This window comes from Shewanella sp. 2_MG-2023 (genome assembly GCF_030548905.1).
Lineage (GTDB): Bacteria > Pseudomonadota > Gammaproteobacteria > Enterobacterales > Shewanellaceae > Shewanella > Shewanella electrodiphila.
Window position 1 is genome coordinate 282,024 of record NZ_JAUOSO010000002.1, and the last position, 25,657, is coordinate 307,680.

At 40.1% G+C, this 25,657-nt stretch carries 20 protein-coding genes; 10 read left to right on the forward strand and 10 right to left on the reverse strand.

Annotated features, from left to right (window positions below; all coding sequences use genetic code 11):
- Positions 1 to 8 precede the first annotated feature (8 nt).
- The 3 genes from cdd (at position 9) to Q4600_RS03575 (ending at position 2,105) form a co-directional block, all read left to right on the forward strand.
- Positions 9 to 899 (forward strand): cytidine deaminase, encoded by an 891-nt coding sequence (cdd, locus tag Q4600_RS03565; RefSeq protein ID WP_229369048.1) that lies wholly within the window; start codon positions 9 to 11, stop codon positions 897 to 899.
- Between the two features lie 216 nt (positions 900 to 1,115).
- Positions 1,116 to 1,739 carry a LysE family translocator gene (locus Q4600_RS03570; RefSeq protein WP_303514152.1) on the forward strand — a complete coding sequence of 208 codons (624 nt, stop codon included), beginning with the start codon at positions 1,116 to 1,118 and terminating at the stop codon, positions 1,737 to 1,739.
- 75 nt (positions 1,740 to 1,814) lie between these two features.
- Positions 1,815 to 2,105, forward strand: coding sequence for a putative quinol monooxygenase (locus tag Q4600_RS03575; protein ID WP_303514151.1), 291 nt, complete (start codon positions 1,815 to 1,817; stop codon positions 2,103 to 2,105).
- Between the two features lie 4 nt (positions 2,106 to 2,109).
- Here the strand turns inward: Q4600_RS03575 and Q4600_RS03580 are convergent, their stop codons facing one another.
- Both Q4600_RS03580 and Q4600_RS03585 read right to left on the reverse strand, forming a co-directional pair.
- Positions 2,110 to 3,198, reverse strand: coding sequence for a GGDEF domain-containing protein (locus tag Q4600_RS03580; protein ID WP_368501600.1), 1,089 nt, complete (start codon positions 3,196 to 3,198; stop codon positions 2,110 to 2,112).
- Positions 3,199 to 3,530: 332 nt separating this feature from the next.
- Positions 3,531 to 4,706 (reverse strand): GNAT family N-acetyltransferase, encoded by a 1,176-nt coding sequence (locus tag Q4600_RS03585; RefSeq protein WP_303514145.1) that lies wholly within the window; start codon positions 4,704 to 4,706, stop codon positions 3,531 to 3,533.
- A gap of 89 nt (positions 4,707 to 4,795) precedes the next feature.
- Here Q4600_RS03585 and ggt point away from each other — a divergent pair, with 89 nt between their 5' ends.
- The 6 genes from ggt to Q4600_RS03615 all read left to right on the forward strand — a co-directional run bounded on the left by ggt (position 4,796) and on the right by Q4600_RS03615 (position 15,435).
- Positions 4,796 to 6,550, forward strand: a complete 1,755-nt coding sequence (gene ggt / locus Q4600_RS03590; protein ID WP_303514142.1) for a gamma-glutamyltransferase — start codon at positions 4,796 to 4,798, stop codon at positions 6,548 to 6,550.
- A gap of 739 nt (positions 6,551 to 7,289) precedes the next feature.
- Positions 7,290 to 8,906, forward strand: coding sequence for a methyl-accepting chemotaxis protein (locus Q4600_RS03595; RefSeq protein ID WP_303514139.1), 1,617 nt, complete (start codon positions 7,290 to 7,292; stop codon positions 8,904 to 8,906).
- A gap of 69 nt (positions 8,907 to 8,975) precedes the next feature.
- Positions 8,976 to 10,175 (forward strand): hypothetical protein, encoded by a 1,200-nt coding sequence (locus Q4600_RS03600; protein ID WP_303514136.1) that lies wholly within the window; start codon positions 8,976 to 8,978, stop codon positions 10,173 to 10,175.
- 11 nt (positions 10,176 to 10,186) lie between these two features.
- A complete protein-coding gene (locus Q4600_RS03605) occupies positions 10,187 to 10,582 on the forward strand; it encodes a phosphate ABC transporter substrate-binding protein (protein ID WP_303514134.1) in 396 nt (131 codons plus the stop codon).
- 263 nt (positions 10,583 to 10,845) lie between these two features.
- Positions 10,846 to 13,029, forward strand: a complete 2,184-nt coding sequence (locus Q4600_RS03610; RefSeq protein WP_229369057.1) for a M3 family metallopeptidase — start codon at positions 10,846 to 10,848, stop codon at positions 13,027 to 13,029.
- A 345-nt stretch (positions 13,030 to 13,374) separates the two neighbouring features.
- Positions 13,375 to 15,435 carry a bifunctional 2',3'-cyclic-nucleotide 2'-phosphodiesterase/3'-nucleotidase gene (locus Q4600_RS03615; protein ID WP_303514131.1) on the forward strand — a complete coding sequence of 687 codons (2,061 nt, stop codon included), beginning with the start codon at positions 13,375 to 13,377 and terminating at the stop codon, positions 15,433 to 15,435.
- A 124-nt stretch (positions 15,436 to 15,559) separates the two neighbouring features.
- Here Q4600_RS03615 and Q4600_RS03620 read toward each other — a convergent pair whose 3' ends face one another.
- A complete protein-coding gene (locus Q4600_RS03620; RefSeq protein WP_303514129.1) occupies positions 15,560 to 16,021 on the reverse strand; it encodes an AAA family ATPase in 462 nt (153 codons plus the stop codon).
- A 74-nt stretch (positions 16,022 to 16,095) separates the two neighbouring features.
- Positions 16,096 to 16,854 carry a Sir2 family NAD+-dependent deacetylase gene (gene cobB / locus Q4600_RS03625; RefSeq protein WP_303514126.1) on the reverse strand — a complete coding sequence of 253 codons (759 nt, stop codon included), beginning with the start codon at positions 16,852 to 16,854 and terminating at the stop codon, positions 16,096 to 16,098.
- Positions 16,855 to 17,184: 330 nt separating this feature from the next.
- Here cobB and fur point away from each other — a divergent pair, with 330 nt between their 5' ends.
- A complete protein-coding gene (fur, locus tag Q4600_RS03630) occupies positions 17,185 to 17,616 on the forward strand; it encodes a ferric iron uptake transcriptional regulator (RefSeq protein WP_102528510.1) in 432 nt (143 codons plus the stop codon).
- Between the two features lie 78 nt (positions 17,617 to 17,694).
- On the opposite strand, the gene Q4600_RS03635 is transcribed toward fur, so the two are convergent.
- The 6 genes from Q4600_RS03635 to sucA form a co-directional block, all read right to left on the reverse strand.
- Positions 17,695 to 18,561: a putative porin gene (locus Q4600_RS03635; protein ID WP_303514121.1), complete on the reverse strand. Its 867-nt coding sequence runs from the start codon at positions 18,559 to 18,561 to the stop codon at positions 17,695 to 17,697.
- A 163-nt stretch (positions 18,562 to 18,724) separates the two neighbouring features.
- Positions 18,725 to 19,225, reverse strand: a complete 501-nt coding sequence (locus Q4600_RS03640; protein ID WP_303514480.1) for a GNAT family N-acetyltransferase — start codon at positions 19,223 to 19,225, stop codon at positions 18,725 to 18,727.
- 258 nt (positions 19,226 to 19,483) lie between these two features.
- Positions 19,484 to 20,356 carry a succinate--CoA ligase subunit alpha gene (sucD, locus tag Q4600_RS03645; RefSeq protein ID WP_303514118.1) on the reverse strand — a complete coding sequence of 291 codons (873 nt, stop codon included), beginning with the start codon at positions 20,354 to 20,356 and terminating at the stop codon, positions 19,484 to 19,486.
- Positions 20,356 to 21,522 carry an ADP-forming succinate--CoA ligase subunit beta gene (gene sucC / locus Q4600_RS03650; protein ID WP_102528512.1) on the reverse strand — a complete coding sequence of 389 codons (1,167 nt, stop codon included), beginning with the start codon at positions 21,520 to 21,522 and terminating at the stop codon, positions 20,356 to 20,358. Before sucC ends, sucD begins: the two co-directional genes overlap by 1 nt.
- 78 nt (positions 21,523 to 21,600) lie before the next feature.
- Positions 21,601 to 22,788: a 2-oxoglutarate dehydrogenase complex dihydrolipoyllysine-residue succinyltransferase gene (gene odhB / locus Q4600_RS03655; protein ID WP_303514114.1), complete on the reverse strand. Its 1,188-nt coding sequence runs from the start codon at positions 22,786 to 22,788 to the stop codon at positions 21,601 to 21,603.
- Positions 22,789 to 22,815: 27 nt separating this feature from the next.
- Positions 22,816 to 25,638: a 2-oxoglutarate dehydrogenase E1 component gene (sucA, locus tag Q4600_RS03660; protein WP_102528514.1), complete on the reverse strand. Its 2,823-nt coding sequence runs from the start codon at positions 25,636 to 25,638 to the stop codon at positions 22,816 to 22,818.
- Positions 25,639 to 25,657 lie beyond the last annotated feature (19 nt).

Genomic DNA, 25,657 nt, shown 5'->3' on the forward strand with positions numbered 1-25,657 from the left:
AATTGCTCATGCAAAACCGTTTCATTGATAGCATCACCCAACTACCTAAGCCGGTAGCCACAGCCTTAATCCCATTACTCAATGAAGATTTTTGCGGTCATATCGATGCCAGTCAACTGGCAACACTGGTAAAAGCCAGTGACATGACAGAAGAAGCTTTACTATTAAGCTTGTTACCCATCGCTGCTGCGCTAGCTAAACCTAGCATCAGTGAATTCTATGTGGGCGCGATCGCCAAAGGGGAAAGCGGTGATATTTATATGGGGGCAAATTTTGAACTAGCCTCTGAAGCGCTATTTCATACCGTTCACGCAGAGCAAAGTGCCATTAGCCATGCATGGTTAAATGGCGAACAAAAGATTGTTGATATCGTGGTTAACTTCAGCCCTTGTGGCCATTGCCGTCAATTTATTAATGAATTAGTTAGCGGCATTGATATTAAGATTCACTTACCAGGCCAGCAGCCACAATTGCTTGCTCATTATCTGCCTTATGCCTTTGGGCCAAAAGATTTACAAGTGACTAAACCTTTATTGTCTAAAAGCAATATTGAATTTAGCTTGAATTCAGACGACCCAATGATCATTGAGGCGGTTGACCAAGCAGGGCTAAGTTATGCGCCCTACACTAAAAACTTTGCCGCTGTGGTTATTGAAACCAAAGACGGTAGAACCTATTGCGGACGCTATGCAGAAAATGCGGCATTCAACCCTTCAATGATGCCAATGCAAATGGCACTGTCGAATTTAATTCGTCACGATCGTGACTACAGCGATATTAATCGTGTGGTGTTAATTGAGTCATCGGCAGGGAAAGTAAGCTTAGTGAATGCGACAATGGACACTTTACAAGCTGTTGCAGCAGTAGAGCTTGAGCACATCGTCGTAGACCCAAGTTAGGCAACACTTTTTACACTTAAATGAATCTAAAGCTAATTTAAGGTTAAAAGCTAAAAGCGCATTGGTTTATAGCAATGCGCTTTTTTCATTCAAAATCGTAACTACTGATTTGTACATTAATTAAATTAGCCAATATGGCCATATTGATTACGAATTTAATTGCACAAACGCTGTAATTCCTTACACTCTTCGTTTTCCTTTTAAGATAATCCATACATGCCTGATTTAGCCATATTAGCGGTATTTATACCGACCTTCTTTTTTGTCTCAATTACACCTGGTATGTGCATGACTTTAGCTATGACACTCGGGATGAGTATTGGTGTTAGGCGCACTCTATGGATGATGTTAGGAGAACTCGTTGGTGTCGCATTAGTGGCCATTGCTGCAGTCATGGGTGTTGCCAGTGTCATGTTAAATTACCCAGACGCTTTCGCTATTTTAAAATGGATTGGTGGCGCATATCTCGCTTACATCGGCATCAACATGTGGCATTCAAAAGGTAAAATGGCCATTGTTGAAGGCCAACAAACCGACTCATCAATCAGTAATTATGCACTTATCTCACAAGGCTTTGTGACCGCGATTGCCAACCCTAAGGGCTGGGCTTTCATGATTTCATTACTGCCACCTTTTATCAGCGTCGATAAGCCTGTTGGACCACAATTATTTTGGTTACTGTCGATCATAATGCTCACTGAAAGTGTATCTATGCTGGCCTATGCAAGTGGCGGTAAAAGCCTGCGCATGTTCTTATCACGCGGTGACAACATTAAGTTAATGAACCGTATTGCAGGCAGCTTGATGATTGGTGTGGGCTTTTGGCTTGCGCTGGGATAACGTTGTAAATAACAACGACGATTACTGGTTTTAAATTTAGACAACTAAAGTGATAAATAGGGAATAGGGAAATCAATGCCTAGAGTGAAGCTTACTGGCTATATACAATTTCCGCACAACACCACTGCAAACGAATTAGCAGATGTCCGTTTTGAGTTAGTAAAGCACACCCAACTCACCTTGAATGAAGAAGGTTGTATCAGTTTTAGTGTCACTCAAAGTCCCGTAAATGACTTAAGATTTGATGTTAATGAGGAGTTTGCCGATAAAGCCGCATTTGAATTTCATCAACAACGAGTCCAGCTATCAAACTGGTTTACAGTAAGTCAAACTGCGACTCGTCATTATACGATTATCGACAGTTAACCTTTTATGCGGCCTGTTGATAATACGGCTTGACGCAGTTTCTACCGCTCTCTTTAGCAACATATAAAGCTTTGTCTGCTCGAATAAGTAAGTCTTTTAATTCGGTGGTGCTTTGAGTCTTATCAGCAAGGCCAAAACTGGCTGTACAGGTTAACTTGCTTGATTCAGATAGGTTAATTTTACACGCTTCAATGTGTTCTCTCATCCGCTCAGCAACTTTTTCAGCATCTTGTATCGACGTATTTGGCATCGCCACAATAAACTCTTCACCACCAATTCGGGCACATAGATCATTTTCACGGCACAACTTTTTAATCGTGCTGGTCACTTCAATTAAACATTTATCTCCAACTGAATGGCCATGTTGATCATTAATTTTCTTGAAAAAATCCAAGTCTAATAAGACTAATGTAAAAGGGAGTTTTTTCTCTACGGCATCATCAAACAAACTTTTGCCTTCTGTAAAAAAGTGGTGTCGGTTAGCGAGTTGGGTTAACGAATCTGTGGAGGCTTGTAATATCAATAACTTTTCATTCTTATCGATTTGTTTAGCAAAAATGTACAACACAAAAATGACTTCTAACATGGTGAAAAATACCACTGATTGATACAACATGTGATTCACTTGATCTGATAGCTGTATTAAAGGCGCATCATTTGGCGTATTTTCACAATAGAAAAACAAGACTAACGCCGCCAGGCTCAAACTCACCTGCTCTACTCTTTCACGCAACTCAAATAAAAGAAATGCCCCTGTTGGAACCAGGAAATAATACAAATGAAATCCGCTAGCATTCGTCACGTAGACATTAGTACACACCAACAGGTGAAGCATTAGCACACTAAAAAACCATATTTTAGACAGTCTTGAATGATGCGCAGCCGTAAATGCAATTGTGCACAGATATGCGATGGTAAAACCAAGATTGATAAAGCCAACAAGGGTGTTTTGAAGTAATAAAATATAATTTAATGAATAAAGCAAAGAAATAACGACTGTGATTAAACCGATTATATTCATTGTTCTCGTGCGATTAGCAGATGAAAAAGACTGTTTACTGGTGCCCAGGTTTATAATTTTTTTTAGATTCATATGGGTAACTAAGTAAGTTAACGACTTGTAAACTTTAGCACGTTTATTCTGTCTATTCTAAAAAGGCCGGTTCTGAAAATAAACAGCTTATTATTAAGTCTATGTGGAACTGTTGGCTAGCCACTTCTTAAAATTAGAAGTTATGAAAGTTAAAGCTCTTGAAAGTTAGGAATCTTGAAAGTTAGGAATCTTGAAAGTTAAAAGTTTTGAAAATAAGTGGCGATGCCAAGTCATTAACCTTAATCGCGAAGATAAGGGTTTTATTCATTCATCGCTTTATTAATTTAGTGTCTAGGGGGCAGAATTAATTTAGTGCATAGGGATAAGGCACTTTATTGTAAATTGTCCTTTTCTTTGTAGGGCAGCTTGCAAGCTAAATCCTGCATATATTGCTTTATATGTTGCTGTTCTTGTTGGCAGTAATGATAAATCGCTTTTCTGAACTCGTCATGTGCTACTTCGTGGTTTGAATAGGTTTCAACAGGCTCAAAACCCCGTGCTACTTTGTGTTCACCTTGCGCGCCGGCATCGAAGACGGTTAATCCATGATGAATAGCATACTCAATGCCTTGGTAATAACAGGTTTCAAAGTGCAAGCCATCGACTTCCTCTAAACAGCCCCAATATCTACCATAAAGATGGGTATTGGAGACAAAGTATAATGCTGATGCTATAAGGTTATTTTGATCGTTGGTCACTAATAACAACCTAACTTGCCTGCCCATTGAACTGGCGATTTGACTAAAAAAGTCAGCATTTAAATAGCCTGTATGACCTGAGCGTTTTAGGTAGGTTTGCTGGTAGCAATGCACAAAACCTTGCCATTGTTCTTTGCTTGCCTTGTCGCCATCAATAAAGTCATAGTTAAAATTCGCCACAGCTTTACGTTCTTTTTTAATGGCTTTTCTTTTTCTAGAGACTAACTGCGCTAGAAAGTCGTCAAAGTGCGGGTACTGTTTGTTTTGCCAATGAAACTGCGTACCTAATCTCGAAATTGTTGAATGGCTTAAATGCTTGAAATCATTTTGAGGTAAAAATAAACAATGCCAGGATGAGAACTGCTCACTTTTTATTGTTTGATTTAAAAAATGAGTGATTCTATTCAGTACGACTTCACGACTCACCTCTGATATCGACGAAATCATACCTATACGTTGACCCGAAACTGGCGTAAAAGGAATTGCAGCTACGAGCTTAGGATAGTACTCAAGCCCGTTACGCTCATAAGCTTCAGCCCATGCCCAATCAAACACATACTCCCCCCATGAATGGGATTTTTCATAACAAGGTAAAATAGCAATAACTTCACTATTAGAGGTAATCACAAGATGTTGTGGCCGCCAACCAGAGTCACTGCACACACTCAAACTTTGTTCTAATGCCAATAAATACTCGAATTGAGTAAACGGATTATCGTCAGTAAACACACGACTCCATTTTGATTTACCGATACTTGCAACTGAATCATAAAAATTAAGTTGGATATCTTCACTCAAAAACTCTGACATATTTCCTCAAAAAGCGGCATTAGATATTGTGTATTAGATCATACTTATGGCACATTGCAACCTATCAATGAATTTACAAAGGACTGAAAGTGGGTATTTTTTCTCAGTTTAAACCTATCGCTATTTCCACCAGCATTGCCATTGCACTCAGTTTAACTGCTGCATCTACAACCAGCGTAAGTGCTGCTAACGAGCAATCTATTTTCAGTCGCGCTGCCACAGCTCAACCCATTTGGGCTAAAAATGGCATGGTTGCCAGTCAAGAATCACTTGCAACCCGCATTGGTGTCGATATTCTCAAACAAGGTGGTAATGCTGTTGATGCTGCCGTTGCTGTAGGTTTTGCACTGTCGGTCACCCTTCCTCGAGCCGGTAATATCGGTGGTGGTGGTTTCATGATGGTACATTTAGCTGAAACCAATAAAACCATTGCTATCGATTATCGTGAAACGGCGCCAGCAAAGGCACATAAAGATATTTTTCTAGACGAAAAAGGCAATGCAAACCCTAAATTAAGCCGCGAGCATGGCCTCGCTGTGGGGGTACCTGGTACGGTAATGGGCTTAGAGCTCGCGCTAACAAAATATGGCACTATGAGTCTTAAAGATGTTATTAAACCCGCCATCGGGTTAGCTAATGACGGTATTGTCATTAATTCAGATTTGGCAGATTCATTAGATGGCTTAAAGCGCCGCATCTCTCAATGGCCAAGTTCCGCTGAAATATTTTACAAAAAGAATGGTGATAGCTTTTCGGTTAACGACAAGCTGGTGCAAACTGACTTAGGGCATTCTTTATCACTGATTGCAAAGCACGGCAGTAAAGGGTTTTATCAGGGCGAAACCGCTGAGAAAATTGTGAGCGCGATTAATCTAGCGGGCGGGATTATGAGCCTAGATGACCTAAAAAATTATACCGTCGTTGAACGAGAACCCGTTCGCGGCAGCTATCGAGGTTATGAAGTCGTTTCTATGCCACCTCCTTCATCAGGCGGTATTCACATCATTGAAATGCTCAATGTGCTAGAAAACTACCCAATTCAAAAGCTTGGTCATAACACTGCACAAACTTTGCATTTAATGACAGAAACGATGAAACATGCCTATGCAGACAGAAGTGAATATTTGGGTGATCCAGATTTTAATCCTGTGCCAATTGCTGCATTAACTAGTCAAAAATACGCAGACACCATTGCAAAACAAATCGCTTTTAATAAAGCCACTCCGAGTGCTGAAATAAAAGCTGGCGATATTGCGCCTTATGAAAGCGATCAAACCACCCATTATTCTGTTGTCGACCAATGGGGAAATGCGGTTTCAAATACTTACACCCTAAACTTCAGCTATGGCTCAGGCCTAGTAGCTGCTGGCACAGGTATCTTACTTAACAACGAAATGGATGACTTTTCAGCAAAGCCTGGCTCGCCTAACGGTTATGGGCTGATTGGCGGTGAAGCAAATTCAGTTCAAGGGAATAAACGACCTTTAAGCTCTATGAGTCCTACCATTGTGATGAAGGATGGAAAACCATTTCTTATCACTGGCAGCCCTGGTGGTTCTAGAATTATCACCACCACGCTGCAAGTCATCATGAATGTCATCGATCACCAATTGAATGTGGCAGAAGCGACTGCAGCGCCGAGAATTCATCATCAATGGCTACCAGATTATATAGGCGTTGAAACCAGCCTTAATGATGACACCATTACCTTACTGGAATCTAAAGGACACAAAGTGAAAAGATCCAATGCCATGGGAAGCACTCAGTCAATATTAATTAATGAACATGGTATTTATGGCGCTTCAGATCCAAGGCGCGCTGGTTCAGAGACTCTTGGGCATTAAAGTGTTATTCATCTGAAGGAGTTAAACACACTTTCTGATTAGATATGTTGCGGTAGATAAATTGAGTAATGGTTAATCGTTAAATTGATTAATCGTTAAATTTATCTACCCTTCAATTTTACCACCATCACACTATTTCAAACACTCTTGTTTCCCTCAATTGCTTTGACAATGTTAAACTCTATCTTTTAACACAATCACTCAAACTTCCCCCCTTTGAATAAATAAACTCCACCCATCCAAATAAATAGAAATCATTTTCATTTACAAATGTAAGTTCTTACCATTTCGCTACATTCAATAAATATTAAATCGTATATTCCATCTAAAGTTTACAAACTAATTGCCGATATTGTTCCTAAAGGAACACGCGTTATAAATCAATATCAATTAAAATACACACCAATAACATCGATTAACATTAGCAATTAGGTTGTTCTTGAAGAGCAAATAATCGCAGACAATTAATTGACGATGACGTTAATTTGACACCGATTGGTAACTAGTATTAATTAAAGTAAAAATACATTTATATTTTTTATTTAATTAATAAAACCCTTTGAGTTAACGAACTGCGTAAGCTATTGATAATAAAATTATTAACTATAAAACAGTATAAAAAATTTATAAGATACTAAAAGTAGCTATTTTTTTAGCGAAAAAACATACTATTATATGCAAGCAAGTACACAAAAAATCAACATTCGCGTAAACTTTTAACCAGTAGGATCAATTTTTGATGAAGTTAAACAGCTTAAAAATAAAGCATCGGATCGCTTTATTAACAGTCGTTGCTATTTCTTCGTTTGTTATATCTTTAGTTATTAACAATCAAAGTGTGCAACAAAATGCTGAAAGACTAAATGGACTTCAATCTCAACTATATCCAGTGTTAAATTTGGCCACTATTAATAAAGGCTTACTTTTACAACTTGATCAAAATATCCAGTCAGCTGTGACAACGGGTGAAGAAGATAATTTGGTCACTGCTGAAAATATGGTTACCCAAATAAATAACAACTTAAACTCTGTTAAATCTTTACTAGCATCTGAAGTGAATGATGCAAATAAAATGCAGCGTGATTTGAATGTTTATTATGACAATGCCAAATTACTGGTTGCTGAATTTTTAAAAGATGATGTCGACTTTAATAATATAAAGCGTCAAGCGGCTGATAACGCAAAACGTTACGAGCAACTCATTGAAATTTTTGATGAAAAACAAGCGCAATACTCACAAGAATTTGAAGACAGTATCCAAACAACCCTTGAAAGCTCAGATAGTGCAGCTAACTTTATGCTCACGATTGGCATTGCAGCCGCAGCATTTCTCATTGTGGTCGGCTTTCTGGTTAACCGTTCAATCATTGTCACTATCCAGAATGTCACTGACTCTTTACAAAACATTTCTGAAGGCGAAGGCGATTTACGATCTCGTATCGATTATCAAGGTAAAGACGAAATTGCCACCTTAGTACATTGGTTTAATCAATTCGTATCAAAACTCCAAGTTTCGATTGCTGATACAAAAAATACCACTGAGAGCTTAAGTTCAGTATCACATACCCTTCTCGAGAGCTGTAAAAACAGTGAAGTCACTGTTCAACAGCAAAATGAGTCCGTTGAACAAATTTCGCACGCCATGCGTGAAATGTTTGTCAGTGTGGCACACATTGCTGAATATGCCGCAAATGCTGCATCAGAAGCTGATAATGCTAACAATGAAGCACAGCAAGGCCAAGAAACCGTTGCTCAAGCCATTACGACCATCAAAAAGCTAGCAGAAGAAGTGCAAACAACGGCCGTAGTTGTCAATCAACTTGAAGCCTTTACCAGTAACGTAAATGACATACTCGATACCATTCGTGGTATTGCAGATCAAACCAATTTACTCGCATTGAACGCAGCTATTGAGGCGGCTCGTGCAGGTGAACAAGGACGAGGCTTTGCAGTTGTGGCCGACGAAGTAAGAACGCTTGCTTCTCGTACACAAGCTTCAACGCAAGAAATTCAGCAAGTATTGCAAGAGCTTCGCTCTACGTCGACCCAAGCGGTTGATGCAATGCAACGTGGAATAGAAACCGCTGAAGAAGGTGTTAAAACCACTTCATTAGCAGGGGATGCATTAATCAATATCACCAGTAAGGTCAGTGCAATTACGGTCGTTAATGATCAAATTGCCGCTGCAACTGAAGAACAACACAACACTTCAGAGCTTATACAGCAGTACATTGCCGATATTGAAACCAATGCCGCTAAAGTAAAAATGACCACGGATGAAATGGGCGGGATCAGTTATGACATTGAAGGTGTTAGTAAGCAACTTGACGGCATAACGGGTCAATTTAAAGTCTAAAAAATAAAATATTAAGTCGATACAACGAATATCAACTTAAACAATGATGAGATGAACAGGAGTTACACCATGAAATTCAATTTGAAAGCGCTACCTTTAGCTATTTCAGTCGCTATGCTGCCTGCATACGTAGTTGCAGAAGAAACCAATGATGAAAAAATTGCCAAGCTTGAACAGCAAGTTCAATCATTACAAGCTAGCCAAACAGCGAGTTTGACTGAGCGTTTTAGTTTCAATGGCTTTATGACAGGTGCTTACATTACATCAGATAACAATGCGGGCTATGCTGGTGCAACAACTTCAGCTAATTTTGATGATGGCAGTAAATTTGGTTTACAAGGTACGTTTGCTATTACAGATCAAACTCAAGCAGTCATGCAGTTAATGATGAGAGGCGAGAATGACTGGGATGTAGAAGCTGAATGGGCATACGTATCTCATCGTTTTGATAGTGGCCTTCAAGCTCGTGCTGGTAAATTACGTGTTCCATTATTTATGTATTCTGATTATTTAGATGTAGGTTACGCTCAACCTTTCGTACGTCCGCCTTCAGAAGTATATGATGCAGTTCCTTTCACTTCTTACACTGGTGGTGATGTAAGCTACGATGTCGAATTTGATGATTCAACACTAACTTTCCAAGCATTTGGTGGCCAATCTGAAGATTCGGGTATTGATATTAAAAATATCCTAGGTGCTAACGTCAACTGGACCGATGAAACATGGACATTACGTGCAGTATACGGTCAAGCAACACTGGATGGCGATGTTACTCGACAAGTGAAACAAGAATTAGCACCAGGTGCTGATGTAGATGTCACAGTGACACTTTTAGAAATGAACAACGAGGATGCGACATTCGCTGGTGTTGGTGCTAGTTATGACAATGGTTCATTCCTAGCGATTGCTGAGTGGACTCGCATCGAAGTTGATGGCATATACCCAGATTCGGATTCTGGTTACTTAACATTGGGCTACCGTATTAATGCTTTCACACCTTATGTGACAGCCGCTTTTTATGAAACCAAAGATAATGATACACGTAAAGTGATTGATGAAACTTCAGCTATTCACGCAGCGATATTTAATGGTGAACGTACTTCTTACAGTGCGGGCCTGCGTTGGGATGCACTTGACAATTTGGCAGTAAAATTTGATGTCACATATTCTACTGATTTTGGCGATACATCGGGTGGACTAGATAGCAATATAGCTCAAGAGTTTGATGACACCACTGTTTATACTGTTCAATTTGATGTTGTATTTTAAGGAGCGATAAAATGAAAAAGTTAATCTCAATTTTAGCGCTTAGCGTTTGTTCAATGATGTCTGCGCAAGCTGCTGTTGTTGTTATCGGTGCACCTGGTGCTGCTGATATTTCTGCTTCTGATGCTAAAAAATTGTTCCTTGGTAAAGGTTCAAAATCTGCTGTTGTTTACGAACTTGATGAAGGTAACGCAACTCGCTCTGAATTTCATAGCAGCGTTACCGGTAAGTCAGACTCTCAACTTAAAGCGTTTTGGTCAAAACAGGTATTTACTGGTAAAGGTAATCCACCAGCCACTGTTTCAAACGCTGCGGCTATGAAATCAGCTGTTGCCTCTAATCCAAATGCAATTGGTTACATCGATGAAGCTGATGTAGATGCAAGTGTTAAAGTGATTTTAAAGCCTTAATGTTAAGGCTATAGCTTTATAAGCTATTTCAATTCTTCCCCCTTCCATTGAAATAGCTTAAAGGGATCTGATGACAAATCAGGTCCCTTTATTTTTTGTTACAAACTAAAACAAGTTTTTGACTTTAAATCAGTAAAATAATCACAAATACCCCTCTAAAAATGATATATAAAAAGCTCAAAATGAAAATATAGAAGCTTAAAGCCAAAAAATCGCTCAAAAGCTCATTTTTAAACCATTCTTATGCAAACAGGGAATAAAATATGAAGGGATTAACCCTCAAGCCGCTTGTTTCAGCCATGGCACTGACGTTAATGTTAAGTGCATGTGCGAACGATAACGCTCAAACGACCACAACAACTCAAGCACCTAACGTTATTGCAAACAATATTATTGAGCAGAATGCCAATAACCCTTTCTTTAAGCCTTATGGCACGTTTATGGAAATCCCTGATTTCGATAAAATTAAAGATGAACATTATTTACCAGGATTCAAGGCGGGTATTGCAGCCCAACAAGCTGAAATAGCCGCAATTGTTGCCAACCCAGAAGCTCCAACTTTTGAAAACACTATCGAAGCGATGGAATTTTCAGGAGCGTTGCTAACTAAAGTTGCCAGTGTGTTCTACAACCTAACGGGTGCGCACACTAATCCAGCGATTCAAGAAATTTCAAAACAAGTGTCACCGATGTTGTCATCTGCAAGAGATGACATTTCACTTAATGACGACTTGTTCAAGCGTGTAAAGGCGGTTTATCTACAAAAAGATGCATTAAACCTCAACACTGCTAAAGCTAAATTATTAGAAGATACCTACAAGCGCTTTACTCGCGGCGGTGCAAACTTATCAGCAGAAGATAAAGACACCTTACGTGCGCTTAATGAACAAATTGGAAAACTAAACCTTGAGTTTGGCGATAATTTATTAGCTGAAACTAATGCCTTTGAATTAGTTATAGACAATGAAGCTGGTTTAGCTGGCTTGCCACAAGATGTGATTGATACTGCAGCGGCCACAGCGACAAAACGTGGCCATGATGGCAAGTGGGTATTTACCACACAGCGCCCTTCTATTACGCCATTTTTAACTTACGCTGAAAACCGTGATTTACGTGAAGCTATTTTTAAGGGTTACATTGAAAGAGCTAATAATGATAACGCTAATGATAACAAAAAAGGCCTAGCTAAAATTGCAGCGCTTCGCGCTGAAAAAGCAGCATTAATGGGTTACAAAACCCATGCTCACTTTGTGCTTGAAGAGCGCACAGCAAAAACACCTGAAAACGTGTATGGTCTGCTTGATAAAGTATGGCCAGCAGCACTGGCGCAAGCCAATGCTGAAGTGAAAGACATGCAAGCATTAATTGATAGCCAAGGTGGTGACTTTAAGCTTGAAGCTTGGGATTGGTGGTATTACTCTGACCAAATTCGTGTCGCTAAATACAGCTTTAATGAACAACAAACACGACCTTACTTTTCATTAGAAGCGACCTTAGATGGCGTATTCTATACTGCTAACCGTTTATTCGGTATCACAGTAAAAGAACGTACTGATCTACCTAAATATCACCCAGATGTCAGAACATGGGAAGTCTACGACAAAGATGGTTCTTTCTTAGCAGTATTTATGGGTGATTATTACGTTCGTGACAGTAAACGTGGCGGAGCATGGATGAATTCATACCGTAAGCAATACAATATGAATGGCATTGATTCTAAGCCTATTATTGTTAACGTTTTAAACTACCCACAACCAACTGGTGATGAGCCTTCATTACTTACATTCGACGAAGCTAGTACCCTATTCCATGAATTTGGTCATGCCCTTCACGGCATTTTGTCTGACGTAGAATATGCATCGCAAGCGGGCACGGCTGTACCACGCGATTATGTTGAGTTCCCATCACAAGTGATGGAAAACTGGATGACGCAGCCTGAAGTATTAGCTCAGTTCGCTAAGCACTACAAAACTGGCGAAGTGATTCCACAAGAGTTGGTAGAAAAAATTCAAGCAGCAAGTAAATTTAACCAAGGCTTTGCCACGGTTGAGTACATGGCGGCAACCAAATTAGATTTAGACTGGCATACACTTAATGACAACACAGTGCATGATGCCGCTAAATTTGAAGCTGAATCACTTGCTAACATGGGCTTAATTAAAGAAATCGCCCCTCGTTATCGCAGTACTTATTTCTCGCATATTTTTGCGGGTGGTTATTCTGCGGGTTATTACAGCTACTTGTGGTCTGATATCTTAGGTGCTGATGCGTTTGAAGCATTCAAAGAAAATGGCATCTTTGACCCAGCCACTGCGCAAGCATTTAGAGACAATATTTTATCTCAAGGTGGTAGCGCCGACCCTATGGATCTTTATCGCCAATTCCGTGGTAAAGATGCGGGTATCGAGCCACTGTTAAGAAGCCGTGGTCTTTTAGAAGACAAGTAAACACGAGCTGAATTTAAAGGCGCTTCGGCGCCTTTTTTATTTAAGCCGCAAAAGTCGTTTTATAGTCCAACAAATACAAAACACCTTTCCGAACAGTCACTAATTTAGCCCCTCCTGAAGCTAGAATAACCAAACGGGAGCTAATTCCAGAATAAAAAACCAATTATTAACATTAAAAGCAAATGAATTACTTTTTTTTAATTAATTGTTCTTTTGTCGCAACACTGTAATTCACTTTGTATATAATTCATGACGTTTAATGCAGTGAAGGTAGTTCTGCTTTATTCACAACAATAATGGAGCACAAAAAAACAAGCTCCGGGGTCAGGAAAAAGAGAGAGTCATATGTTAAATAAAAAGGTTTTAGCTGTCGTTATAGCGGGTGCTCTTGGGATCAGTGGTTGTAGCTCATCAGATGATAACAGTGTCAAAACTGTAGAAGTTGATTTACGTATTATGGAAACCAGTGATATTCACGCGAATATCATGGATTACAATTACTATAGTGGCCAAACTGATAAAACCATTGGTTTAGCTCGTACCGCAGCATTAATTCACGAAGCCCGTGAAGAAGTTACCAATAGCGTATTAGTAGATAATGGTGATTTACTTCAAGGCAGCCCTATGGGTGATTATATTGCTCATGAGTTCAAATCAACCAACCAGCTAACTGATACTCACCCAGCTTACAAAGCAATGAATACGCTTAATTATGAAGTCGGTAACATAGGTAATCATGAGTTTAACTATGGATTGGACTTTTTAGATCAGGCTACTGCTGAATCAAATTTTCCTTATATTAGTGCCAATGTCTATTGTGAAGTTGACGATTGCTTCAGAGAAGTTAAAGCCGGTGAACCATTATTTGAGCCTTACATCATTAAAGAGCAACTAGTCGTTGATAATAATGGCGATGAACACACCATAAAAATCGGTTATATCGGTTTTGTTCCTCCACAAATTAAAATTTGGGACAAACAAAACCTTGATGGCAAAGTCGTTGCACGAGGCATTGTTGAATCAGCTGAACGTTATGTGCCTCAAATGAAAGCTGAAGGCGCTGATGTTATTGTAGCGATCCCTCATTCAGGTATCGGTTCATCTGAAAATCCAAGTGATATGAGTGCAGAAAATGCAACTTGGGCTTTAACAACGGTTGATGGCATCGACGCTATCATGTTCGGCCACAGTCACTCGGTATTTCCAAGTTCTCAATTCGCCGATGTCGCCAATGTCGACATTGAAAAAGGTACAATTAATGGTGTAGCAGCCGTTATGCCAGGCCGTTGGGGTGACAACTTAGGCGTTGTGGACTTGACCTTAGTACAAGAAGACGGTGCATGGGCAGTTACGAATAGCTTGTCTAAAGCACGCCCTATCTTTATAAAAGCAACTGATACTACTGAAGAGTTCTCGGTTGAGCCTGACGCAAATATCCATGCGATGGTTGAGCTTGAACATACAGCCACGCTTGAATATGTTAATGCACCTATTGGTAAGTCTTCTACAGATATGTATAGCTTTTTATCTCTAGTACAAGATGATCCAACAGTTCAAATCGTATCTAATGCGCAGATTGACGCAGTAGCAGAAGCTGCTTCAAAAATAGATGCACTTAAAAACATTCCAGTACTTTCAGCTTCTGCTCCATTTAAGGCTGGTGGTCGTCACAGCACAACTTCAGATGCTGATAGCTATGTGCAAGTTCCTGCTGGCGATTTGACCTATAAAAATGCAGCGGATCTATATTTGTACCCAAATACAATGGTTGCAGTGAAAGTGACTGGGGCAGAAGTAAAAGATTGGCTTGAATGTAGTGCTAATCAATTCAACCAAATTAATCCCAACTCTACCGAAGCTCAAAGCTTAATTAACTGGGATACTCATAGAACGTATAACTACGATGTTATTGACGGAGTGAGCTATAAAATTGATGTGACCCAACCAACTAAGTTTGATGGTGACTGTGTTGTAGTGAATGCTGATGCTAACCGTATTGTAGACTTAAGTTATACCGATGCTGACGGGGTTGTTTTCACAGGTGATGAATTAGCAAGCAAAGAGTTTATCATTGCATCGAACAACTACCGTGCATTTGGTGGTAAATTCGCAGGTACAGGTGCTGAATTTGTAGTTATGGAATTACCGGATACAAACCGTGAGGCTTTAGCTCAATATATTTCGGAAGAGTCTGAAGCTAATGGTGAAGTCGACCCAAGTGCCGACAACAATTGGGACTTTGTCACCATTGATACGCCTACTAAACTTGATATTCGTTTTGAGACCCAAGACAGTGAAACGGCTGACAAATTTGTTGAAGATTATCAAGTTCGACCAATGACAAAACGAACAGACTTAACCGATGAGTTTGGCTTTGCAATTTACAATATTGACTTACAGCAGTAATTCAATATTCACATCAGGTCTAATAATACGCAATTCATTGAGTTGTTGATGAAAAACAGTAAATAGACAGTAAAAAGGCGCCTTAGGCGCCTTTTTTAATTAACATTCTAGTCAGTTAGAACAGTTAATCATCCAACTCAAACAATCTAGCCATGGTTTTTATATGATTTAGTGGCACTTTGTGACTATTCCTTTGGGCACATAATTGTTGATGTTGAGCATCCTTTGGGCTCCCAATCAACATCACCCTTACCTGATAGCCTAACGACTTAGCAGCAGCTTCGTAAGCCATGAACTCCCATTTAGCCACATTGGTATTGTCACAGATCACTGTGGGTTCATTATTCGCCATCGCATTTATAAATGCGGTTAAATTTGCTTGATGATACTGACTTAGAAGCTTAGGGTTAAATTTGTAATGCCCCTCTTTTACAAAAAAACTATCGGTTGAGAAATAACCGTACTGCTTAATATGACTAGCTTGCTCAAGACCCAATCCTTTAAGGTAAGTATTCACCCAATAAGACTTACCGCTTCCTGGCAAGCCACGCATGATAATTGCCAGTTTGCCTTGTTGGTCACTCATATCGTTTCTCGTTGTAAATTGTTAGCAGAATTAAGGGCTAGTTCGTTAAAAACAAGGCTCAGCTAGTACTGTTATCAAGCAGACAAAACACTGGCTAGTTGCTGATTAAAAGACTGATTACCGACTGTCTCGCCCGCTAAAATAGTATCAACCAACTGCGGCACAATATCACCCGCTTTACCGGTTAAATGATATTGAAACTGGCTATGCCTGTCTGCTTCGACTAAATTGACTTCAACTGTTTGCGCACCATGGTGATTAGCACTATCAACAAACCCAGCAGCAGGATAAACCGTGCCAGAGGTACCAATAGCAATAAACAAATCACAGGTATCTAAAGCATCGTGGATCCTATCCATGCCAAAAGGCATTTCACCAAACCAGACAATATGCGGTCGTAAGCGTTTAGCCGGAATACAACAGGTACAGCAGTTATCTTCACTAAAAGGTTCACGTAACACAAAAGTCTGCAGTGATTGAGGACAGCGTCCTTTAGACAATTCCCCATGCATATGCAGTAAACGTTTCGAGCCAGAACGCTCATGTAAGTCATCGACATTTTGAGTTATCACCAGTAACTTACCTGGGAATTCCGCTTCTAATTTGGCTAAAGCATCGTGTGCAGGATTAGGTTTAACTTCACCACTGTGAAGATTCTCCCAGCGGCTATTGTAAAACCTTTCGACAAGGTCAATATCACGAGCATACCCTTCTGGTGTTGCTACATCTTCAATATGGTGTTGTTCCCACAGACCATCTTGGTCACGAAAGGTCTTAATACCAGACTCAGCTGAAATACCTGCGCCAGTTAAGACCACAATCTGCTGATACATATTGATTTCCTTATTTTTATTATACGAAGCCAGATGCGAATACCATATCATCAAGCAACAGGTTTCGTCTTTAGCTTTGAAATACGATCTGAATGACGTTAACGCTTATACTGATATAAATACGCAATACACTCAATAATCCCTTAGTATAAGTAAGACTATTGTCCATTTATTAACTTAACTGTTCGTTTTGAGCAAAAGATGGAAGAAAATTCATAGTTATATACCGATTAACTTCGATGAAAGGTTCCAGTTTGGTATTACACCACATATAATGATCTCAACTATCCACGGAAGAACCGCTAAGGTTCTGCAATCAAGAGATTAGCAATGACAGATGGAAATCAAGCACTCAAAAAAGCAGGATTAAAAATTACCCTGCCACGAGTCAAAATTCTAGAATTGATGCAAGCCCCTGAAAACCAACATATCAGTGCTGAAGATTTATACAAAAAGTTACTCGATATTGGCGAAGAAATTGGCTTAGCCACTGTCTACCGTGTATTAAACCAATTTGACGACGCTGGCATTCTAAACCGTCACCACTTTGAAAGTGGTAAAGCAGTATTTGAAATGTCGACTCAAAAACATCATGATCACTTAGTGTGTTTAACCTGTGATAAGGTAATTGAATTTTCAGACGATGTTATCGAGCGCCGTCAGGATGAAATAGCCATGCGTCATAATATTAAGCTGACTCACCATAGCTTATATTTATATGGTCACTGCACTAATGATGAATGTGATCACGCAGACGAATAACCTTTCGTAGAACTGATTATAGTCATAAAAAAACCAGCAAATTTGCTGGTTTTTTTGTTTTACATGAATGAAAACACCTTAGAAACGGCCATTCACTCCAATACGATAACCCATACCATCTATATCTGAGTCTAAGTTTGTTTGAATACCAAAAACAGCTGCGATTCCATTTGAAATGGGTAAGTAATATTCCGACGAAATATCCCAGTTATCATTATCACTGTTATCGAAATCGTAAGAATAAGAAGTCCCAACAGACCAAGAGTCGGTAATATACCAGTCTGCTGCGAGTTCAAGTTGAGAACTACTATCTGTATTAGTTGTTTTAGATTGATAATCAGGAAAAGAAAATTCAGACTTAATTGTATAATCTGAATAAGTGTATTGACCAGCCAACAAAATACCTTTAGTCCAGCCAAAGGTAATGTAACTATTAGCTCCTAAAGTGAAATTATCTTGATCAGTATCAGATTTTTGAATGCTAGTTCCATCACTAAAGTCATATCCTCCAGATGTGTTTGAATAGTCAAAGAAGACAGAGCTAGAACGGTTAAAGTAATAACCAACTCCAACTGAATAATTGTCGCTATCGTAACTAGGATCTAATTTAAATTTTTGATAACTAGCCTTCACAAACCATTTAGAGTCAAAGACATACTCTCCATTGATGCGATAGATATCAACATCATCATTTATACCATTATAAAATGCACCGATATTAGACGTTTGACTTAAGAAACCTCTTAAAAGATAAGGTTTATTAGTTTGTGAAACTGGATCAAAGTAATAACGATAATCAACACCAAACGAGCCACTAGCATCACTTTCGGTATTATCATAGTAAGTTACACTAGCATCATGCTGGTAACTGTCATTTGCTAAAACTGAAGACGATATAGAAGTTAAGCCGACTAAAACAGCTAATTGAAGGTTTCTTCGTTGCATTTTCATTCCTTGTATTGAAAACAAGAAAGAGTCGTTGGTTTAGCTATAAATCCATTTAGCTATGAATCCATTTGGACATCGTAAAATTACGAATGACTCTTTCCTTAGAGAAACCTAATTTAATCAAAATTTAATCATCAATTCAATCATTAAAGTGACTAACTTATAATAACTTTTGATACACATGCACTTTGGCGCCTTGATATTCATTTTCTTCATGAATATGCATGCCTAACTTTTTAGCAATCGCTTCAGAGCCATTATTGCCATGTAAAATCAACGCTATAACAAGATCGATATTATATTGCGGCTTTAAAGTCTTAACCGTCGCTTCTGCGGCTTCAAAGCCAATCCCTTTACCCCAATACTCAGGGAAATATCGATAGCCAAGCTCGACCTTGTCATACTCTGGAATATATTTAGGCCCACAAAAACCAATCACTTTATCATCTTGTTTGTGGTGTACTGCCCAGCGCCCAAAGCCATGTTCTTGATATGCCGACATAATGATATTGTGGTATACCTCTTCTGCTTGACTGATATCAGTTAACGGATCTTGTGGAATGTAAGTCAGTACTTCAGGAATACTATTCATTAAATAAATTGATTCAAAATCGCCTTCATTGAATGGTCGTAATATTAATCGGTCGGTTTCAGTAATAATCTCAGCTAATTTTGGCTGTGTAATTTGTGTCATGATAATCCTTAATCAATGAACTTAATCTATAAAAATCGATATATAAATAGAGACTTACAAATGATAATGCTTACATTACTTTGATTAAAACATATCGGGAATACCTAGGCTAGATTGAATCAAACGAATATTGTTTAATGCTAATCTATAGGCAACAAAAAAGGCGCCCCAAGGCGCCTTTTAATCAATTAACTGTTATTAGTAAACAGTTATTTCTAGCTTGAATTACCAGCCAGTTTTAGTACGTAAAGCTTTACCAATGTCAGCTAAAGAGCGAACTGTGCTTACGCCAGCAGCTTCTAATGCAGCAAACTTATCTTCAGCAGTACCTTTACCGCCAGCGATAATTGCGCCGGCATGGCCCATACGCTTACCTTCTGGTGCAGTAACACCAGCAATGTAAGATACAACAGGCTTAGTTACGTTAGCTTTGATGTAATCAGCAGCTTCTTCTTCAGCAGTACCACCAATTTCACCAATCATTACGATTGCTTCAGTTTGTGGATCGTTTTGGAACATTTCCAATACGTCGATGAAGTTAGTACCAGGAATTGGGTCACCACCGATACCTACACAAGTAGATTGGCCGAAACCTTCGTCAGTAGTTTGCTTAACCGCTTCGTACGTTAATGTACCAGAACGAGAAACAATACCCACTTTACCAGGCTTGTGGATGTGACCAGGCATAATACCAATCTTACATTCACCCGGAGTGATAACACCTGGACAGTTAGGACCGATCATGCGAACGCCAGTTTCTTCAAGCTTAACTTTAACTTGAAGCATATCTAACGTAGGGATGCCTTCAGTAATACAAACGATTAGCTCAATGCCACCGTCGATTGCTTCAAAGATAGCATCTTTACAGAAAGGAGCTGGTACATAGATAACAGAAGCAGTAGCGCCTGTTTCAGCAACCGCATCTTTAACAGTGTTAAAGACAGGAAGGCCTAAATGAACTTGACCGCCTTTACCTGGAGAAACACCGCCAACCATTTTAGTACCGTAAGCAATTGCTTGCTCAGAGTGGAAAGTACCTTGGCCGCCAGTGAAACCTTGACAGATAACTTTAGTATCTTTGTTAATTAATACGGACATTATTTGCCCTCCGCAGCAGCAACAACTTTCTCAGCAGCATCAGTTAATGATACAGCTGCGATGATATCAAGATCAGAACCTGCAAGCACTTCACGACCTAATTCAGCGTTAGTACCTTCAAGACGAACAACAACTGGTACTTCAACGCCAACTTCTTTAACAGCGCCGATAATACCTTCTGCGATCATGTCACAACGAACGATACCACCAAAGATGTTAACAAGAACGGCTTTAACATTTGAATCAGAAAGAATGATTTTAAATGCTTCAGCAACACGTTCTTTCGTTGCTCCACCGCCTACGTCTAGGAAGTTAGCTGGCTTGCCACCGTGTAAGTTTACGATGTCCATAGTACCCATTGCTAGGCCTGCACCGTTAACCATACAACCAACATTTCCGTCTAGTGCAACGTAGTTAAGTTCAAACTTAGCTGCATGTGCTTCACGAGCATCATCTTGTGATGGATCGTGGAATTCACGGATTTTAGGTTGACGGAATAAAGCATTACCATCGATACCAATCTTGCCATCTAGACAATGGATATTACCTTCGTCAGTGATAACAAGTGGATTGATTTCAAGTAAAGCGAAATCATGGTCTTCGAACATCTTAGCAAGACCCATGAACACTTTAGTGAACTGCTTCATTTGAGTTGGGTTTAAACCTAACTTGAAGCCAAGATCACGTGCTTGGTAAGGCTGTGGACCTGCTAATGGATCGATGATTGCTTTGTGAATCAACTCAGGAGTTTCTTCAGCAACAGTTTCAATCTCAACGCCACCTTCAGTTGATGCCATAAATACAACACGACGTGTTGCACGGTCAACAACTGCACCAAGGTATAATTCGTTTGCGATATCAGTACAGCTTTCAACTAAAATTTTAGCAACCGGCTGGCCTTTTTCGTCAGTTTGGTAAGTCACTAAGTTCTTACCTAACCAGTTTTCAGCAAATGCTCTGATTTCTTCTTTATCGCCGGTAACTTTAACGCCACCTGCTTTACCACGGCCGCCTGCGTGTACTTGACACTTAACAACCCACATATTACCGCCAATGTGACCAGCAGCTTCTACCGCTTCTTGGGCTGTATCGCAAGCGAAGCCTTCTGAAACTGGTAAACCATATTCGGCAAATAAGGATTTTGCCTGATACTCATGCAAATTCATGATGATCTATCCATATACTTCTTAAAAAATCCTACTGGCTCTTATGAGCCAGCTACGAGGGTACTGTCTAGTTGACTCTTACAGGTCAAGCAATAGACGTGTTGGGTCTTCAAGGAAGTCTTTAATAGCAACCAAGAATCCAACTGACTCACGGCCATCAACAATACGATGGTCGTAAGATAATGCTAGGTACATCATAGGTTGAATAACAACCTCACCATTCACAGCCATTGGGCGATCTTTGATAGCATGCATGCCTAAGATTGCGCTTTGTGGAAGGTTTAAAATCGGAGTAGACATCAATGAACCGAATACGCCACCGTTAGTCACTGTGAAATTACCACCAGTCATATCTTCAACTGATAATTTACCATCACGGCCTTTAAGGGCTAATTCGCGAACATTCTTTTCGATTTCAGCAAGGCTCATTGTATCTGTATCACGTAATACTGGGGTAACCAGACCACGTGGTGTTGATACCGCAATACTGACGTCGAAGTAGTTGTGATAAACAATTTCATCACCGTCAATTGACGCGTTAACTTCAGGGAAACGCTTAAGCGCTTCAGTTACCGCTTTCACGTAGAAAGACATGAAACCTAAACGGATACCGTGACGCTTTTCAAAGATTTCTTGATACTGCTTACGGATGTCCATGATTGGTTGCATGTTGACTTCGTTGAACGTCGTTAACATTGCCGTTGAGTTTTTAGCTTCAAGTAAGCGATTAGCAATCGTCTTACGTAAACGCGTCATAGGAACACGTTTCTGGCTGCGACCTTCTAAAGGTGCAACAGGCGCAGGCGCTGCTGCAGGTTTAGCAGCAGGCGCTGACTTAACGAATGCTTCAACATCTTCTTTAGTGATACGTCCACCAACACCGCTGCCTTTTAACTTGCTTGCATCAATATTATGCTCTGCAATTAGACGGCGTACTGAAGGGCTTAGTGCATCATTTGACTCGTCAGATTCTGCAGCAGGAGCAGCAGCTTCTGCTTCAGCTTTCGTTACTTCTTGGCCTGAAACTGCACCAGCAACAAAGTTAGCAATAACTTGTTCACCAAGAACGGTTTCACCGTCTGGGAATAGTATTTCACTTAGAGAACCATCTTCTGGCGCAACAACTTCTAGAACCACTTTATCAGTTTCAATATCAACTAGATTCTGGTCACGAGAAACCTGTTCTCCAGGTTGCACATGCCATGTCGCGATAGTCGCATCAGCAACTGATTCTGGCAAAACGGGTACCTTAATTTCGATACTCATGGAAAGCTTTCCTTTTTATAAATTTTATTACGACAGTTTTAATGCGCTATTGATTAATTCTTCTTGCTGGCGAGCATGCAGAGCCGGATAACCACAAGCTGGTGCAGCAGATGCTTCACGACCAGCGTAAGTTAATTGTGCGCCTGCAGGAATCGCTGCCCAGAAATGATGTTGGCTACAATACCAAGCACCCTGGTTTTGCGGTTCTTCCTGACACCATACAAAATCTTTAACATGCTGATATTCAGCAAGTGCTGCTTGCATTTCTTCTTGTGGGAACGGGTACAGTTGTTCCACACGTAAAATAGCAACATTTTCGATTTCTTGTTTACGACGTTTGTCGAGCAACTCGAAATAAACTTTACCGCTACAGAAGACAACGCGATCAACCTTGCTCGCGTCTAATGCATCAAGTTCACCAATTACACTCTGGAAACCACCATTTGCAAGTTCATCAAGTGATGACACAGCTAACGGATGACGCAGTAATGATTTAGGTGACATCACCACAAGAGGACGACGCATAGGACGTACAACTTGACGACGCAACATGTGATAAACCTGAGCCGGTGTTGAAGGAACACACACCTGCATATTATGGTTAGCACATAGTTGTAGGAAACGTTCTAGACGAGCAGATGAATGCTCTGGGCCTTGGCCTTCATAACCATGAGGTAGCAGCATAGTTAGACCACATAAACGGCCCCACTTCTGTTCACCTGATGATAAGAATTGGTCGATTACCACTTGAGCACAGTTAACGAAGTCACCAAACTGCGCTTCCCAGATGGTCAATCCGCCAGGTTCTGCAGTTGCGTAACCGTATTCGAATGCTAATACTGATGCTTCTGATAATACTGAGTCAATAATATCAATCTCACCTTGCTCATCAGCCACATTACGTAATGGCAAATAAGTCGTACCGTCGTTTTGATTATGCAATACAGCATGACGATGGAAGAAAGTACCGCGACCTGAGTCTTGACCAGTGATACGAACACGTTTGTTATCTTCTAAGATAGACGCATAAGCTAAGGTTTCAGCAAAACCCCAATCCAATGGTTTTTCACCATTCGCCATTGAGACACGGTCTTTATAAATCTTGGCAACACGCGACTGAAGCTTATGGCTTTCAGGGATATCGACAATTTTCTGCGCTAAATTATTTAAACGCTCAAGTTTCATCGATGCTTGATAGCTTTCATCCCACTCACGGTTTAAATAAGGCGTCCAGTCCACTGTATGCAGTGTCATTGGGCGCCATTCTTTAACCACACAATCACCCGCATCTAACGAGTCACGGTAAGTGTTGACTAGGCCTGTCACGTCATCAGCAGAAATACTGCTTTCTTCGATTAAGCGATCCGCATAAATTTTACGTGGCGTAGGATGTTTTTTGATTTTTGCGTACATCAACGGCTGTGTCGCACTCGGCTCATCAGCTTCGTTATGACCATGACGGCGATAACAAACTAAATCAATCACCACATCACGTTTGAATTCGTTACGGTAATCAACAGCTAACTGCGAAATAAAGGCGACAGCCTCTGGGTCGTCAGCATTAACGTGGAAAATAGGTGCCTGAACCATCTTCGCAATGTCGGTACAGTATTCAGTTGAACGTACATCTTCATGGTTTGAAGTTGTGAAACCAACTTGGTTGTTGATAACGATACGAATACTACCGCCAACTTTAAAGCCACGAGCTTGAGACATGTTGAATGTCTCTTGAACGATACCTTGACCTGTAATTGCCGAGTCACCATGAATGGTGATTGGCATCACTTGTAAACCGTCTGTACAGCCGCGACGATCTTGTCGAGCACGAACTGAACCAATAACCACTGGGTTAACGATTTCAAGATGTGAAGGGTTAAACGCTAACGCTAAATGAACATTGCCACCTGGCGTTTCAAAATCTGATGAGAAACCTTGGTGATATTTAACATCACCTGAACCTTGAATTTCATCATGCTTACCTGCGAATTCGTCAAATAACTCAGCAGGACGCTTACCTAAAACGTTTACTAACACGTTTAGACGACCACGGTGAGCCATACCTACGACGATTTCTTTGGTGCCCGCTTCACCTGCGCGATATAAAATCTCACGCATCATTGGGACTAAAGCATCACCACCTTCAAGTGAGAAACGTTTTGCGCCTGGGAATTTCGCGCCAAGGTATTTTTCCATACCTTCAGCAGCGTTTAGGCCTTCTAAGATACGTTTCTTAGTCGAGTTGTCATAATTTGCTTTACCTAAAGATGGTTCAAGACGTTGTTGAATCCAACGCTTTTCATCCGTATCGGTAATGTGCATGTATTCAGCACCGATAGAACCACAATATGTGCTCTTAAGGGCATGAACAATGTCTGCTAATTTTAATGTGTCACTGCCGTATGCAAATGAACCCGTATTGAATTCACGTAGCATGTCTTCAGCATCAAGACCGTGAAATGCAGGGTTTAATTCCTGTACTGCTTCACGCTGCCATAAACCTAATGGATCTAGGTTAGCATTTTGATGTCCACGGAAACGGTGAGCATTAATAAGTTGGAGAACTTTAACTTGCTTAGCATCTAATTCAGGGTCGGTTACACGGCTGGCGCCTTTGGCACGACTTTCTAATGCTAAACTGCGGAAATAATCACGTACTTTAGAGTGTGCAGCTTCAGGTATATCTTGAGAAGTACCGTTTACCGCAGGGAGATTATCAAAAACGACTTGCCAATCAGCAGAAACTGAACTTGGATCTTCTTGATAGGCTTCGTACATCTCTTCTACGTAAGTCGAATTTGAGCCACTCAAATGTGACGATTCGAGCCAAGCTTTCATGATGCCTTGGTGCATTACTTTTCCTTACAAACTT

Excerpts from the sequence above, each read along its gene's own strand:
- cdd (WP_229369048.1), top strand. The coding sequence starts at position 9 with ATGCAAAACCGTTTCATTGATAGCATCACCCAACTACCTAAGCCGGTA.
- Q4600_RS03570 (WP_303514152.1), top strand. The coding sequence starts at position 1,116 with ATGCCTGATTTAGCCATATTAGCGGTATTTATACCGACCTTCTTTTTT.
- Q4600_RS03575 (WP_303514151.1), top strand. The coding sequence starts at position 1,815 with ATGCCTAGAGTGAAGCTTACTGGCTATATACAATTTCCGCACAACACC.
- Q4600_RS03580 (WP_368501600.1), bottom strand. The coding sequence starts at position 3,198 with ATGAATCTAAAAAAAATTATAAACCTGGGCACCAGTAAACAGTCTTTT.
- Q4600_RS03585 (WP_303514145.1), bottom strand. The coding sequence starts at position 4,706 with ATGTCAGAGTTTTTGAGTGAAGATATCCAACTTAATTTTTATGATTCA.
- Q4600_RS03595 (WP_303514139.1), top strand. The coding sequence starts at position 7,290 with ATGAAGTTAAACAGCTTAAAAATAAAGCATCGGATCGCTTTATTAACA.
- Q4600_RS03600 (WP_303514136.1), top strand. The coding sequence starts at position 8,976 with ATGAAATTCAATTTGAAAGCGCTACCTTTAGCTATTTCAGTCGCTATG.
- Q4600_RS03605 (WP_303514134.1), top strand. The coding sequence starts at position 10,187 with ATGAAAAAGTTAATCTCAATTTTAGCGCTTAGCGTTTGTTCAATGATG.
- Q4600_RS03610 (WP_229369057.1), top strand. The coding sequence starts at position 10,846 with ATGAAGGGATTAACCCTCAAGCCGCTTGTTTCAGCCATGGCACTGACG.
- Q4600_RS03615 (WP_303514131.1), top strand. The coding sequence starts at position 13,375 with ATGTTAAATAAAAAGGTTTTAGCTGTCGTTATAGCGGGTGCTCTTGGG.
- Q4600_RS03620 (WP_303514129.1), bottom strand. The coding sequence starts at position 16,021 with ATGAGTGACCAACAAGGCAAACTGGCAATTATCATGCGTGGCTTGCCA.
- cobB (WP_303514126.1), bottom strand. The coding sequence starts at position 16,854 with ATGTATCAGCAGATTGTGGTCTTAACTGGCGCAGGTATTTCAGCTGAG.
- fur (WP_102528510.1), top strand. The coding sequence starts at position 17,185 with ATGACAGATGGAAATCAAGCACTCAAAAAAGCAGGATTAAAAATTACC.
- Q4600_RS03635 (WP_303514121.1), bottom strand. The coding sequence starts at position 18,561 with ATGCAACGAAGAAACCTTCAATTAGCTGTTTTAGTCGGCTTAACTTCT.
- sucD (WP_303514118.1), bottom strand. The coding sequence starts at position 20,356 with ATGTCCGTATTAATTAACAAAGATACTAAAGTTATCTGTCAAGGTTTC.
- sucC (WP_102528512.1), bottom strand. The coding sequence starts at position 21,522 with ATGAATTTGCATGAGTATCAGGCAAAATCCTTATTTGCCGAATATGGT.
- odhB (WP_303514114.1), bottom strand. The coding sequence starts at position 22,788 with ATGAGTATCGAAATTAAGGTACCCGTTTTGCCAGAATCAGTTGCTGAT.
- sucA (WP_102528514.1), bottom strand. The coding sequence starts at position 25,638 with ATGCACCAAGGCATCATGAAAGCTTGGCTCGAATCGTCACATTTGAGT.